At 78.8% G+C, this 14620-nt stretch carries 7 protein-coding genes; 2 read left to right on the top strand and 5 right to left on the bottom strand.

The features are described from left to right. Window positions 1-153: 153 nt before the first annotated feature. Window positions 154-3129 (bottom strand): AfsR/SARP family transcriptional regulator, encoded by a 2976-nt coding sequence (locus IE329_RS24800; protein ID WP_190213180.1) that lies wholly within the window; start codon window positions 3127-3129, stop codon window positions 154-156. 190 nt (window positions 3130-3319) lie between these two features. Here IE329_RS24800 and IE329_RS24795 point away from each other — a divergent pair, with 190 nt between their 5' ends. Further along, window positions 3320-6208 (top strand): AfsR/SARP family transcriptional regulator, encoded by a 2889-nt coding sequence (locus IE329_RS24795; RefSeq protein WP_190213179.1) that lies wholly within the window; start codon window positions 3320-3322, stop codon window positions 6206-6208. Between the two features lie 133 nt (window positions 6209-6341). Here IE329_RS24795 and IE329_RS24790 read toward each other — a convergent pair whose 3' ends face one another. Further along, complete coding sequence (locus IE329_RS24790) at window positions 6342-7001, bottom strand: sigma-70 family RNA polymerase sigma factor (RefSeq protein ID WP_229927723.1); 660 nt, start codon at window positions 6999-7001, stop codon at window positions 6342-6344. 214 nt (window positions 7002-7215) lie between these two features. Then, window positions 7216-7572 carry a hypothetical protein gene (locus IE329_RS24785; RefSeq protein WP_190213178.1) on the bottom strand — a complete coding sequence of 119 codons (357 nt, stop codon included), beginning with the start codon at window positions 7570-7572 and terminating at the stop codon, window positions 7216-7218. A gap of 383 nt (window positions 7573-7955) precedes the next feature. Between IE329_RS24785 and IE329_RS24780 the strand changes: the two genes are divergently transcribed. Continuing rightward, window positions 7956-9578: a MinD/ParA family ATP-binding protein gene (locus IE329_RS24780; RefSeq protein ID WP_190213177.1), complete on the top strand. Its 1623-nt coding sequence runs from the start codon at window positions 7956-7958 to the stop codon at window positions 9576-9578. Window positions 9579-9752: 174 nt separating this feature from the next. Here IE329_RS24780 and IE329_RS24775 read toward each other — a convergent pair whose 3' ends face one another. Both IE329_RS24775 and IE329_RS24770 read right to left on the bottom strand, forming a co-directional pair. After that, window positions 9753-11186: a S8 family serine peptidase gene (locus tag IE329_RS24775; protein ID WP_190213176.1), complete on the bottom strand. Its 1434-nt coding sequence runs from the start codon at window positions 11184-11186 to the stop codon at window positions 9753-9755. Further along, complete coding sequence (locus IE329_RS24770) at window positions 11183-14560, bottom strand: right-handed parallel beta-helix repeat-containing protein (protein WP_190213175.1); 3378 nt, start codon at window positions 14558-14560, stop codon at window positions 11183-11185. Before IE329_RS24770 ends, IE329_RS24775 begins: the two co-directional genes overlap by 4 nt. Between the last annotated feature and the right edge of the window lie 60 nt (window positions 14561-14620).

Raw genomic sequence — 14620 nt, 5'->3', positions numbered from 1 at the left:
GGTGCCGGCGGAACGCGGTGCGCGGCCGCACCGCCGGCGCCGGTTCCGCCCGGTACTTCCGCCTGTGGTTCTGCCTGTCGCGGCACGCGGGTCGGTCCGCCCGAGGGGGCGGGCGCGGGGGCCGGCGCCGGTCGGCGGTGCGCGCCGGGCGGGTCAGCGATCCGCTCCGGTGGCGGCCCGCCGGCCCGCCGGCCCGGCTCCGTCGGTGCTGCTACTGCCGCTGCCCCCGAGAGTGTGCAGGACGGTGGCCAGCAGGGCGTGCGAGCGGGCCGCGACGCCCGGGTCGGCCTGGGTGCGGCCGAGGGCGAGGGCCAGCCGGACGGTGGTGAGGGCGGCGCCGTGCCGGCCGAGGGCGTGCAGCGCCTCGGCCCGGGTGTGGGTGGCCCGGACGGTCTCGGTCGCGTCGGGGTGGGCGGCCAGGATCCGGACGGCCTCGTCCGCGTGCGCCAGCGCAGGTCCGGGTGCGCCGCCCGCCAGTTGGGCGCCGGCCAGCTCGTCCAGGGCCCGGGCGAGCAGGCGGTCGTCGGGCAGGGTGCGGGCGCGGGCCACGACGTCGGCCAGCAGCGGCACGGCCCGGTCAGGCCGGCCGGCCCTGACCAGGACGTCGGCCACCCGGGCCCGGCAGTGATGGCGCAGCACCGGGTCGCCGATCAGGTCGGCCGAGGCGAGGGCCTGGTCCAGGAGCCCGAGGGCGGCCCGGACGTCCGGCCGGCCGACGAGGATCACGGCCAGGTCGGTGGTCAGCCGGGCCACGGCGGCCGGGTCGGCGCAGGCGCGCGCGGCCCGCAGACCGGACTCGGCGGTGGTCCACCACTCGGCGCGGCGGTCCTCGGCCTTCGCGTAGAGCGCCCCGGCCCGGTGGGCGAGCCGCCAGGCGGCGGCGGACCGGCCGTGCTGTTCCGCGCGCAGCACCAGTCCGCGGACCGCGGGCTCCTCCCGGTCGAACCAGTCGCCGGCCGTGCGCGCGGCGGCCGCCGGGGCCGGGGTGCGCCCGGCGGGCGGGGAGGGCGCCGGGGCCGGGGCGAGGGGACGGATCGGGGTGACGGTGGACGGTGGGGTGGTGACGGCGGACGGCGGGGTGGCGGAGGGACGGCCGGTGGTGCTGTCCGTACTGCTCACGGCGGCTGCCGTGGCGGCCAGATAGTGCTCGATCAGCCGGTCCAGGGCCGCCGGCCCCTGGCCGGCGGGGAGTTCGGCGGCCAGCCCGGCGCTGTGCAGGCGGACCAGCTCGCGCCGGGCGAACAGGCCGGGTGCGCTCTCCTCCAGCAGGTGGACGGCGTCGAGTCGGGCCAGCAGCCGGCGGGCCTCGGCGGGGGTCACCTCGGCGAGGACCGCGGCGGCGCCCGGGTCGACGACCACGCCGGGGTGCAGGCCGAGCAGGGCGAAGAGCCGCGCCGCCGCCGGCGGCAAGGTCCGGCAGGTCAGGTCCAGGGCCGCCCCGACGCCCGGCGCGCCGGGGCCGGTCGGGGCGGCCCGCTCGACGGCCAGCTCGGCCACCAGGTCGGCCAGGGTCCAGTCCGGGCGGGCCGCCAGCCGGGCCGCGGCGAGGCGCAGCGCCAGCGGCAGGCGGTCGCACCGCTCCGCGAGCTCGGCGGCGGCCCGCGGCTCGGCGGCGACCCGGGCCGGATCGGTCGCCCGGCCCAGGAGTTCCAGCGCCTCGGCGGGGGTCAGCACGTCCAGCGGGATCGGGGTGACGGCTTCGTGCACCAGCAGGTCGCGCAGTCTGCCGCGGCTGGTGATCACGGTGACGGGCCCCGCCCAAGCCCGCTCGGCGTCGAGGGCGGTGTCGGGGGTGGCGTCGGGGGCGGTGCGGAGGGCGTCCTCGGGGGCGTGGTCGGGCGGCGGGTCGGGCAGCAACGGGGCCACCTGCCGGTGGCTGCGCGCGTTGTCCAGCACGATCAGGATCCGGCGTCCCGTCAGCAGCTCGCGGTAGCGCCGGGCGCGGGCGTCGAGCGAGGCCGGCAGGGCGCTCCCGGCGACCCCGAGGGCGGCCAGGAACCCTGCCAGCACCTCGGCCGGCTCGCGGGGGTCCCGCTCGTCGAACCCGCGCAGGTCGGCGTGCAGGACGCCGTCGGGGAAGCGGTCGGCGGCCCGGTGGGCCCAGTGCTGGACCAGGCTGCTCTTGCCGACCCCGGCCGGGCCGGTGACCAGGACCGGGCGGGCCTCCGAGCCGGTGGCGGTCGCCGCGTCCAGCCGGGCCAGTTCGGCCGCCCGCCCGGCGAACCTCCTGCTGGCCCGTGGCAGTTGGGAGGGGGCGGGGCACGGCAGGCCGCCGGCCGCCGCGGGCCAGGAGCCCGCGACGGCGGCGGTGCGGGACGGGGAGCGGCCCGCGACCCGCTCACCGGCCAGCCGCAGGGCGGGCCCGGGTGCGCTGGAGAGCTGGGCCGTCACCCGGTCGTACCAGGACCGCGCCTCGGCCCGGCGCCCGGCCTGGTCGAGGCAGTCGACCAGGCGGACGGCCAGCCGCTGGTCGGCCGGACGGGCCGGGACGGCCTCGATCAGTTCGGCGACCACTTCGGACCCGCGGTCCAGCCGGCAGAGGCCCTCGGCCAGCCGGTCCAGGGCACGCGCCCGCAGGCCGGCCAGCCGGGGCGCGGCCCGCCGGCGCAGCAGGTCGGAGCCGCAGTCGGTCAGCGCCGGACCGCGCCAGAGGTCCAGCGCCGTACGCAGCAGCGCGAGTGCCGGGTCCTCGGACCCGGTGCGGACGGCGGCCGGGGGCGGGGCCGGGGACGGGGGCCCGGCCGGGCCGGGGCGGTCGGCCGGAGCGGGGCCGGCCGCGTGCGGGCGACCGGGGAGCAGCACCCCGGCGCGGCCGCAGAGGCGTTCGAAGCGGACGGCGTCCACCTGCTCCGGGCCCCCGGTCAGGGTGTAGCCGGCGCCCCGGGTGGCCAGTACCAGCCTGCCGTCCAGCAGTCGGCGCAAGCCGGTGACGTGGCCCTGCAGCGCGGCGCGCGCGGTCGCCGGCGGGGCGCCGTCCCAGACCAGCTCGACCAGCCGGTCGGTGGGCACCACCTGGTCCAGCTCCACGGCGAGCGCGGCGAGCAGCGCGCGGCGCTTCGGCGCCGAGGGGGTGACCGTCGTACCGCAGTCCCGGCGGACGGTCACCGCACCGAGCAGATCGATCCGCATGCCGCCCCTCGCCCGTGTGCCGGCCACCGGCCATCCTGGCGGATCCGGCCGGGGGCCGGCCGGCCGCGGACCGCGGACCGCCCGAAAGGGCAACCGGCCGCTGCCCGTTCGGGCAGCCGCCGCCCGGCCGGGGTTCCGGCGGGGACAAAGGGCGCGGATACACTGCAGCCCGACATCAGGCTCGACCGCCGTGGGGGCGACTGTGGGCGACCGCGTGGGCATCCGGCTGCTCGGCCCGGTGGAGCTTCGGACCGCTTCCGGAGGGTTCGCCGCCCTGCCCGGCGCCCAGCGGCGGGCGGTGCTGGCCGTGCTGGCGCTCCGGCTCGGCCGGGTCGTCCCGGTGGAGCGCTTCTTCGAACTTCTCTGGGGCGAGGAGCCCCCGGCCCGGGCCAGGGCCGCTCTGCAGGGGCACGTCGCCGCCCTGCGCAAGATCCTCGTCGGCACCCCGTTCGACCTGGGCACCCGGGCGCCCGGCTACCTGCTCACCGGCCCGGCCGAACAGGTCGACGCGCTGCGGTTCGAGGCGCTGGCCGCGCGGGCCGGGGAGCACGCCGAGCGGGCCGGGCCGGGCGCGGACGCCGAGGCGATCGGGCTGCTGGAGCGGGCGCTGGGCCTGTGGACCGGCGCCGCGCTGGCAGACCTGCCGGACACCGAGCTGCGCCGTGCGCTGGCCGGCCGGCTGGAGGAGGCCCGGACCAAGGGCCTGATCGGCTGGGCGCGACTGCGGCTGCGGCAGGGCTCCGGCGCGGCCGCCGTGCCGGCCCTGGAACTGCGGGTGCGGGCCGACCGGCTGCGCGAGGACGTGGTGGCGCTGCTGGTCCGCTGCCTGCACCAGGCCGGCCGGCCCGCCGACGCGCTGGCCGCGTACCACCACGCCAGGCAGCTGCTCGACCGCGAACTCGGCATGGTGCCCGGTGCGGAGCTCCGCGCGGCGCTGTCCGAGGTGCTGGCCGGGGCACCCGCCGCCGGGCCGGGGCCCGGCGGGCCGCCGGCCGCCCCGGGCGGGCCCGCGGCCGGCCCGGCACCCGGCTCCGGGGCCGGACCGGCCGAGCCGTCGCCGCCCCGCCAGCTCCCCCGCCGGCCCGCGGGCTTCGTCGGGCGGGAGGCGGAGTCGCGCTGGCTCGACAGCGAGTGCGGGGCCGGACGCACCGGCGACGGACTGGCCGTGGTGGCCGGCCCGGCCGGTGCCGGGAAGAGCGCCACCGTCGTCCGCTGGGCGCACCGGGCCGCCGGGGGGTTCCCGGACGGCCAGCTCTTCGCCGACCTGCGCGGTTTCGACCCGGCCGGCCCGGCGGACCCGGCCGAGGTGCTCGGCCGGTTCCTGCTCGCCCTGGGCGTCCCGGAGTCCGCCGTCCCCGAAGGCCGTGCGGGCCGGACCGCTCTCTTCCGCGCCCGGACGGCGGAGCGGCGGCTCCTGGTGCTGCTGGACAACGCGCACAGCGCCGAGCAGGTCACCGACCTGCTGCCCGCCGGGGCCGACTGCGCCACCGTCGTGACCAGCCGCAGCGCCCTGGAGGGCCTGGTGGTGGCCGAGGGCGCCGCCGTCCTGCGACTGACCGCCCTGCCCGGCGTGGACGCACGGCGACTGCTGGAGCGCAGCCTGGGCCCCGAGCGGGTCCACGCCGAGGCCGCCGCCGCCGAACACCTGGCCGGACTCTGCGACCACCTGCCGCTGGCCCTGCGGATCGCGGCCTCCCGGCTGGCCGCCCGCCCCGGCTGGACGATCAGCGGCCTGGTCGCCGAGCTCGCCGACGAGCGCACCCGGCTGTCCGCCCTGGAGACCGACGGGGAGGTCGGCATCCGCAGCACCCTGCTGCTGACCCGCCGCCGGCTCTCGCCGCCGGCCGCCGACCTGCTCACCCTGCTCGCCGTCCACCCGGGCCGGGAGGTGGACGCCCCCGCTGCCGCCGCCTTGCTCGGCACCGGCCTCGACGCCGCCCGCGCCGCGCTCGGCGAGCTGGCCGCCCACCACCTGCTCGGCGAGAGCGCGCCGGGGCGCTGCGGCCGTCCCGGCCTGGTCAGGGCGTTCGGCGCCGAACTCCTCGCCGAGCAGCCGGCCGGGACCGGCCGGCTCGCCCTCGGACGGCTGCTCGACCACTACGGGACGGCCGTCCGGCACTGCGGCGAGCACCTGGAACCGGGGCAGGACGGCCACGACGGCGCGCACCCGCCCGCCGTGCTGCCGGCGGTGAGCGACACCCGCGGCGCGCTCGACTGGTTCCGGGCCGAAGGGCCGACCGTCCGCGCGCTGGTCGGCCGTGCCGCCGGGGCCGACCCCGCCCGTGCCTGGCGCCTCGCCCTGGGGTCGAGCGCCTTGTACGGCGGGTCCGGCCGGCCGGGCGACTGGCTGGACTGCCTGGAGGCGGGCGCGCGCGCCGCCGAACGGTGCGAGGACCGGGTCGCCACCGCGCTGTTGCGGGGCGCCACGGCGCACGCGCTGATCGCGCTGGAACGCCCCGAGGAGGCGGACGCGGCGGCCCGGCGTGCGGTCGCCGCCACCACCCCGGCGGACGGCCCCGCGCACGTCCGCGCCCTGGCCGCCCGTTCGCTCGGCGCCGCCCTGCTCGGGGACCACGCCGCCGCCACCCGGTCGGCGGCGGCCGCGGTGGCCCTCGCCGAGGAGTCCGGCTCCGGGCCCCTCACCGCCCACGCCCTCGGCCATGCCGCGTCCGCCGCCCTGCTGGCCGGCGACCACCAGGGCGCGCTGCGCCGGGCCCGGGCGGCCAGGGACCAGCTGCCCGGTCACCCGGCCACCACCGTCCACGCCCGGTCGATGCTGACCGAGGCGCGCGCACTGCAGGCCCTCGGTCAGGCCGAGGCCTCCGAACTGGCCTGGGCCCGGCTGCTGGTCACCTGCGAGCAGGCCGGGTTCGCGCACCTGCGGGCCGTCTCCGCGCAGTCCTACGCCGCCTTCCTGCGGGCCCTGGGCCGCGAGGCGGAGGCGGTCGGGCACCTGCGCTCCGCCGTCGGGCTGTTCCGGCCGCACGGGCATCAGGCGGTCTCCTCCCCCGGCCGGGCGCCCGCGGCGGTCGAGCGCTCACGACGGGGCGGCAGCTCCGGGGCGGCCGGGGCGGCCTGAGGGTGCCGGGCCGCCGGAGCGTCCGGTTCTTCCGGTACGTCCGGTACGTCCGGTACCGCCGGGGTGGCGGAGGCGGCGGAGGTGTCCGGCCGGGCAGCGGCCGGAGCGCCCGCGGGCCGGCCCTGGTGCCCCATCAGGCAGCACCGGGCAACGCCACCGGGGCGGGCCCGGCGGGGGCCGGTGCGGCCGGCGCGGACGGCGCGACCGGGGCGTAGCCCGGTTCGGCCGCGAGGACCGGACGCAGCGCGCGGATCGCGTAGAAGTTGCGCGACTTGACCGTGCCCGACGGCACGCCCAGCCGCTCGGCGGCCTGCTGGACGGAGCGGTCCAACAGGTGCAGCTCGACCAGCACCTCGCGGTGGTGCGGCTGCAACCGGTCCAGCACCCGCTCGATGTCGCGCAGGGCCACCGCCTCCGCGTACGGGTCGGCGACCGGCGGCCGGTCCTCCAGCATGTCGCCGGACACCTCCTGGGCGCGGGCCGCGGCCATCCGGTAGTGGTCGATGGCGATCCGGCGGGCCACGGTGAACAGCCAGGGGCGGCTCTGCTCGGGCCCGGCGGCGATCGCCTCGGGGTGCTGCCAGGCGCGGAGCAGGGTCTCCTGGAGGATGTCCTCGGCCTTGCCGCGGTCACCGTTGGTCACCCGCTGGAGGGCGCGCAGCAGGTAGCCGCCGTGCAGCCGGTAGAGCTCGGCGAGGGTCCCCGGGTCGAGGGTGGGGCGCGCGGCGCCCGGGTCGGCCGCGGGGAGCGACGGGGCTGCGGGCACGGACTGGGCGGGAGCCTGGATGGACACGCACTACCTCACGGAATCCGACGGAGTCTCGGTGCGGGCCGATCGGACGGCCCGACGGGGCGGGGCGGAATCCCCGGCCCGGCACCGGTACGCTCCCGGGCCGCGCCAAGATTGCGCCAAGCCACCGCCAACGCCGCGGCCTTGTCCCGGCCGACGCCCCGACCGACGTCCCGGCCGGGCCCGCGGTGGGCCGGGGCGGGCCGGGGCGGGCCGGTCAGCCCCGGCCGAGCGCCCGCAGCAGGGCCTGGACCCCGTCCTCGCCCCGGTACTCGATCAGCACCGCGACCCACTCGGCCACGGTCTCCCGGTCCGTCGCGGACCAGGCGGGAGCGGACGGGTGCTCGTCCACCACCAGCGCGGTCGCCAGCCGTAGCAGTTCGGGCCGCGGGGCGGGGCGGGGCCGCACCGACGGCGGCCCGGGACGCACGAGCCGCCGCACGGCCGTGATCACCTCGACCGCCGAGGCCTCGGGCACCGGCAGCAGCGGCGGCCCGGCGACCGGCTCCGGCGGCCGGGCCCGCCAGGACGCGATGAGCCGCCGTGGATCCCCTGACGACCCGTCCCGTGACATCGGTGCCTCTCTCCCCGCTCCGCGCGGGACTCCCGCTCGTCCGCCGGCCCGGCCCGCCGAACCGCTCCGGCGGCCGCCCGGGCCCCGGCCCGCGCGGCAGCGTGCCTGCCCGCGGTCCGCCCCGGCGGGCGCCACACCGGTGTGCGGGCGGCCACCGCGACTCCTCGCCGGCCTCTGCATGTCGTCCTCCAGGAAGTCGCCGGCGGTTGCCGTCCTGCCCAGCTGAACGGGCCGGCCACCGCCGACGGTTCACCGCGCGGCCGGGTGAACCGCTCCCCCGGCCCGCGCCGTTCTCCTGGTCGGACGGCCCGTACGGCGGCCAGGTGGAGGCTGCCTGTACCGACAGCCGGAGAAGGGCCGACGTGGCGACAGGAGGCGGACGCGTGGCGGCCGAAGAGAGCACCGCAGTGGGACAGGTCCGGCGGCTGGCCGAGGGCCCCGACCGGGACCTCGCCCCCGACTACACCCCCTACTACCCGCCCGGGGCCTCCCCCGGCCAGGCCCCGCTGGTCCGGACGGGCGCGGCCCTGCCGACGGACGGGCCGACGGCGGGCCCCCCGGCCGGACCCCTGGCCGAACCCCCGGCCGAACCCCCGGGGCCGGCCGCGCCGGCGGCCGGCGGCGCGGCCGCGCCGCAGCCGACCTGGTCGCTGCCGCTGGACGCCATGGGCACCGTGCTGGTGCCGCCGGAGGCACGACCGGGCGAGTCCGGCACCGACCCGGCTCCCGCGGCGGCGCCGGCCGCGCCCGCCGCCCCGGCCGGGCCGGCCCCGGGTCCCGTACCGTCGGCCCAGGGTCTCGTCCCAACCGCTCAACCCCGGCTCCCGGCCCAGGTGCTGATGCCGGCCCCGGCCCCGGCCCCGGCCCCGGCTCCGGCCCCGGCCCCGGCTCCGGCTCCGGCTCCGGCTCCGCCCCTGCCGCAGGCGCAGGCGGGCCCGGCCCAGGTCGCACCGCCGGGCGTCGTTCCACCCACCGTTCCGCCTGTCGTCCTGCCCACCGGTCCGGCCCCCGTCACCGGCCCGGTCGCCGTGCCGAGCCCGGCCCGGCCGGAGCCCGCAGGAGCTCCCCGTCCGGAGCCGCAGCGCGGATCCCGGCGGCGGGGACTCTCCTTCGGCCAGGGGCAGAAGGAGCGCCTGCGGGCGGAGGCCGCGATCCGCACCCCGTTGCTCCGCAGCTTCCGGATCGCGGTGCTCAGCCTCAAGGACGGGGTGGGCAAGACCTCGGCGACCATGGCGCTCGGCTCCGTCCTCGCCGAGGCCCGCAACGACAAGATCATCGCTGTGGACGCCGACCCGAACGCGGGCACCCTCGGGCGGCGCGTCCGCCCGCAGACCACCGCGACCGTCCGCGACCTGCTGGCGGCGGCCCCCTCCATCACCGGGTACATGGACGTCCGCCGGTTCACCTCGCAGGCCCCGAGCGGCTTGGAGGTCCTGGCCGGCGGTCCGGGCCCGGCCGGCGTCGCCGGCTTCGACGGCGAGGCCTACCACCGGCTGATCGAGCTGCTGGGCAACCAGTTCCCGGTCGTCCTCAGCGACACCGGTACCGGCCTGACGCAGGATTCCATGCGCGGCGTCCTGGACCTCGCCGACCAACTGGTCGTCGCCGCCACCACCAGCGTCGACGGCGCGAGCAGTGCGAGCAGCACCCTGGACTGGCTGGGCTCCCACGGCTACGGCGAGCTCGCGCGGCGCAGCGTGACGGTGATCTCCGGCATCCGCGGTCCCGGCCGGCTCGTCGGGGAGGCCGACCTGGTGGCCCACTTCGGGGCCCGTTGCCGCGCCGTGGTGGTGGTGCCGTTCGACGAACACCTGTCCACGGGAGGGGAGTTCGATCTGGCGAAGCTGCGGCCGAGGACCCGGCGGGCGTATCTCGACCTCGCCGCCGCGGTCTCCGAGGGCATGGCGGCCGCGCAGCCCGGCACCGACCACCGGCCGACCGCGCTGCCGCCGCACCGGTCCCACCCCGCCCCCGCCCGGCGGCCGTCCGCGCTGGACCGGGTCTGACCGTCCGCACCGGACGGGCCGGCCACGGCCCGTCCGCGCGGGCCGCTCGAAATGCCGCGCGGGCCGCTCGGAGTGCCGGGCGGGCCGCTCGAAATGCCGGGCGGGCCGCGCGGAGTGCCGGGCGGGCCGGCCCCGGGAGCAGCGTCCGGGCCGCCGGATCCGGACGGACCAGGTTCAGCTGCTCCAGCGGCCGGGCTGCCAGCCGCGCCGTCTGCCGTGCTTGAGGACGTACCCGAGGCCACCGACCAGGGCCACTCCCCCGAACACGCCGCCCGCCACGGCCACCGCCTGACCGTCGCCCGGCCGCGCGGCCGGTGGTTCGACGGCCGCCACCGGCGTCCCCGCCCGGGCGGGCGGTGGGGCGGCGGCGCCGTCCGGGGCGCCCGGCAGCATCGCGCTGACGGCGGCCAGCGGGTCGACCGTCCCGTAGCCGACCCGGGCGTCCGGCAGGAGGGTGCCGGGATGGTAGGCGGTGGCCTTCAACCGGTCGAGCAGCTGCGCCGGAGTCAGTTCGGGCCGGTAGCCGAGGACCAGCGCGGCCGTCCCGGCCACCAGGGCGGTGGCGAAGCTCGGCCCCGATCCGGTGAAGTAGCCCTTGCCGCCCGGGCCGACGCTCATCAGCGCGTCCCCGGGGGCCACCAGGTCGACCCGGCCGCCCGGCCCGGCGGCCTCCGTCCCGGCCGCGCCACCGTTCACCGCGCCACCGTTCGCCCCGGCGCCGTTCGAGCCGGCACCGTTCGAGCCGGCACCGTTCGAGCCGGCACCGTTCGAGACAGCGCCGCTCGGGCCGAGGCCGGCCACCGCCAGGACCTCCGGGTACGCCGCCGGGAAGGCCTGGCCGCCGGACGCGCCGGAGCTGGTCGCGTCCGGCCCGGCCGGGGCGACGACCAGCGCCCCCCGCTCGCCCGCGTACCGCACCGCGCCCGCCAGGTCCTCGCCGCCCACCGGGACGGGCACCGCCACCACGATCACCCGGGCCCCGCCGTCGGCGGCGTCCCGGATCCCCTTGGCCAGCAGGGCGGGCGTGGTGATCCCGGCCTCGTCGGTGACGGCCACCGCGAGGATCCGGGCCTCGGGGGCGATGCCCGCGAAGCCGGTGCCGTCCTGCCGCCGCGCGGCGATCAGCCCCGCGAGGAAGGTGCCGTGGCCGACGCAGTCCCGCCCCGCGCCGCCGGGGCCGTACTCGCGCGGGCCGAGGGCGAGCCGGCCCTCCAGCACGCCGGACGCGGCGTCGACGCCCGACCCGACCACCGCGACCGTGACCCCGGCGCCCCGGCTCAACTGCCAGGCCGCCTCCGGGCGAAGGACGGTCTGCGCCCACGGGGTCCGCTCGGTGCCCTTGTCGGAGGGCTTGGCGCACCCCTCCGGCCGGGCGGTGCCGGTGCTCTGCCCGATCACGGGGAGCGACATCGGATCGGCCCCGCCGGACGAGGCCGCGGGACCGCCCGGAGCGGCCGGCGCGGCCGGGACGCTCCCGCCGGGGGCGCCGGTGGCGGCCGCCGCTCCGGGGGCACCCCGCACGCCCTGGGCAGCCGCGCCGGCCGCCGCGGCCGGCGTCAGCAGGGCGGAGCAGATCAGCGCCACGGCGGCCGGACGGCGGCACCTCACGCCGGGCTCCCCTGCCGCAGCGGCGGGATGTCCCGCGGCAGCAGCAGGCTGAGTTCGGACAGGTCGCCGACGTCGAGCCGGGCCAGCCGGCCGGCCTGCCTGGTCACCATCGCCTCCAAAGTCTGGCGGGCGAACCGGCCGTTGCCGAAGGTCCGGTCCCGGGGGACGGCGGCGCAGAGCTCGCCGAGCGCGGTCAGCGTCTCCGGCGCGCAGACGTAGCCGGACTGCTCCGCCTGCAGCCGGACGATGGTGACCAGCTCCTCGGGGGTGTAGTGCTCGAAGGCGACCTGCTGGGGGAACCGCGAGGCCAGGCCGGGGTTGGAGCCGAGGAAGCCCTGCATCTCCTCGTGGTAGCCGGCCACGATCACCACGACCTCGTCGCGGTGGTCCTCCATCAGCTTCATCAGGGTGTCCACCGCCTCCTGGCCGAAGTCGTTGCCGCCGCCGCCCCGCGGCGTGAGGGTGTACGCCTCGTCGATGAACAGCACGCCGCCGCGGGCCCGTTCGAAGGCCTCCTTGGTGAGCTGGGCGGTGTGCCCGATGTACCGCCCGACCAGGTCGGCCCGGGCGGTCTCGACCAGCTGGCCGCCGGACAGCACGCCCAGCTCGGCGAGGATCGCGCCGTAGAGGCGGGCCACCGTGGTCTTGCCGGTGCCGGGCGGCCCCGCGAAGACCAGGTGCCGGCTGATCGTGGCGGTCGGCAGGCCGGCCTCCTCCCGGCGGCGGGCCTGCTTGATCAGGTTCACCAGGTCCTCGACCTGCTCCTTGGCGGCCGACAGGCCCACCATGGCGCGCAGTTGGTCCAGCAGGTCGGTACGGGCCTCCTCGGCGCCGCCGCCCGCCCGCCGGACGGCCGCGGCGGCCTCCTCGCCGATGTCCTCGGGGACGAGCAGCGCCAGGTCCGCGTCGGCGACCTCCGCGAGGTCGGCCAGCCGGGACGCCTGCCGGTCCACCATCTCCTCGAAGACCTTGCGGGCCGCCCGGCCGTTGCCGAAGTCCGGGCCCTTGGGCATCCGCTCGAAGTGCGTGCCGAGTGCCTCCCGTGCGGTGTCGGCCAGGGTGTAGCCGTGCCCGGCGGCGGCCCGTTCGACGATGGTGACCAGCTCGTCCGCCGCGTAGTTGCGGAACACCACGGTGCGGCTGAACCGCGAGGCCAGGCCGGGGTTGGAGCCGAGGAAGTCGCGCATCTCGTCGGAGTACCCGGCGACGATCACCACGATGTCGTCGCGGTGGTCCTCCATCAGCTTGACCAGGGTGTCGATCGCCTCCCGGCCGAAGTCGGGGCCGGTGCCGCCCGACCCCGCCGAGAGCGTGTACGCCTCGTCGAGGAAGAGCACCCCGCCCAGCGCGGACTGGAAGACCTCGGTGGTCTTGATGGCCGTCCCGCCGACGATCGAGGCGACCAGGTCGGCCCTGGCCACCTCGGTGAGGTGGCCGCTGCGCAGCACGCCCAGCTCGGCCAGGATGGCGCCGTAGAGGCGGGCGACGGTGGTCTTGCCGGTGCCCGGCGGGCCCGCGAAGACCAGGTGACGGCCCATCGGCACGGCAGGCATCCCGGCCAGTTCGCGGCGCTTGGCGAGCTTGTTCAGGTTGACCAGGGTGGCCACCTGCGCCTTGACCCCCTCCAGGCCGACCAGCGCCTCCAGCGCGGCCTGCGGGCCGTCCGGGTCGAGCGGGGGCGCCTCGGCCGGGGCCGCGGCGGCCGGCGGCCGCTCCCCGGGTTCCGGGGGGACCGGCGGGGCGGACGGCCCGCGGTCGCTCCCGGCGGGCGGGGCGCCGTGCGCGTCCGCCCGGGCGTTCTCCCGGCTGGTCAGGTCCTCCACGGCCAACCGGTCGCTGGGGGTGGTCTGGCGCAGTCCGGAGCCGCGGTTGCCGGCGACGGTGCAGCCGGTGATCCGGATCGCCTCCTCGGACTCCGCCCGCAGCCCGTCCACGGCGTTGTCCGCCATCTCGCAGCCGTTCAGCGTGGCCCGGGCGCCCGCCGCCAGCAGTACGCCGTGCCGCCGGTTCCCGTGCAGCCGCGACCTGGCCATGGCCAGCTCGCCGCCGTCCTCGACGCGCACGCCGTCGGTGCCGCTGTCGGACACGTCGCAGTCGCGCAGCGAGGCCACGCCCTGCGCCCCGACCTCGACGCCCACCGTGCCGGCGCCGCGCACGGTGGTGGCGCCGATCTGGGTGTTGCCACCGTCGGCGATCCGCAGCCCCGCCCCGCCGGTCGAGGACACGGTGCAGGACTCCAGCCGGCCGCGGCCCTCCCGGAGCACCTCGACGCCGTGACCGCGCACCTCGCTCACCTCCAGCCGGCGCAGCAGCGGGTTGGCGCCGTCGCGCACGCTCACCCCGGCGCCGGCCGCGCCCCGGACCTCCAGCCGGTCGAACTCGGCGGCGCTCTCGCCGACCAGTTCGACCCCTGCCGCCCCGCCGTCGCGGACCACCGTCCGGGTCAGGGAGGGGCTGGACGACTCGTCCACCTGGATGCCGGCCTGCTCCGCGCCGGCCACCTCGCAGTCCTCGAAGGTGCCCCGGGAGCGCGCGGTCACCCGCAGTCCGTGGCCCTTGGTCCGCTCGGTGCGGCAGCGCCGGAGCAGCGGGTCGCTGCCGCCGGCCACCACGATGCCGTGGCCGCGGGTGCCGCTGACCGTGCAGTCCTCCAGCACCACGCGGGTGGCCGAGCTGAGGTAGACGCCGATCGAGGTGTCCCGGACGGTGGTGCCCAGCACCCGGGTCGAGCTGTTCTCCTCCAGCGCGATGCCCGGCTTGTCGGTGGCCGATATCTCGCAGTTCTCGATCGAGCCGCGGCCCTCGCCGTTGGCGCAGACGCCGTTGCCCCGGGCGTCGCGCAGGACGCAGTCCCGGATCACCGGGTTGGCCCGCTCGCCGATCACCACGGCGGAACTGCCCAGGTGTTCGATCACGCAGTCCTCGACGACGCTCGTCCCGCCGGACGTCTCGACGATCCCCGCCCCGGCCGGGTTGACGATCCGGCAACCGCGCATCGCCAGCGATCCCTGCCCGCGGGTGAGCACCGCCGTCCACGAGTTGCCGGCCACCTCGCAGTCCTCCAGCGCGGCCTGCCCGCGCGGGACGTCGACGGTGGGCAGTTCCTCGTCCCGGCCCTGGAGGACGAGACCGGTCAACTGGACGGCCTCGGCCACCACCTGGACCACGGCGCCGCGCCGGGGCGAGATCCGGACGCTGCCCCGGGCCTCCTCGGCGGTGATGGTCACCATCTTGGTGATGACCAGGTTCTCCTCGTACCGGCCCGGGCGGACACTGATCACCGCACCGCTGCGCGCCGCCTCCAGCGCCTCGCCGATGGTGCGGTAGCCGCCGTCGCGCTGCTCCGCGCACACACTGAGCACATGGCGCGTCATCGCGCTCGTTCTCCTCCGTCGTTGATGGGATTCCGGCTGGGGGCGGTGCCGGGCACCGCC

The organism is Kitasatospora indigofera (assembly GCF_014655955.1).
In the GTDB taxonomy this organism is placed as follows: domain Bacteria; phylum Actinomycetota; class Actinomycetes; order Streptomycetales; family Streptomycetaceae; genus Kitasatospora; species Kitasatospora indigofera.
The sequence above is the reverse complement of the archived record's forward strand: the minus strand, read 5'-3'. Positions and strand labels throughout refer to the sequence as shown.

Bases quoted from the DNA above. Each gene is read 5' to 3' on its own strand.
- IE329_RS24800 (WP_190213180.1), bottom strand. From the start codon at position 3,129: ATGCGGATCGATCTGCTCGGTGCGGTGACCGTCCGCCGGGACTGCGGT.
- IE329_RS24770 (WP_190213175.1), bottom strand. From the start codon at position 14,560: ATGACGCGCCATGTGCTCAGTGTGTGCGCGGAGCAGCGCGACGGCGGC.
- IE329_RS24785 (WP_190213178.1), bottom strand. From the start codon at position 7,572: ATGTCACGGGACGGGTCGTCAGGGGATCCACGGCGGCTCATCGCGTCC.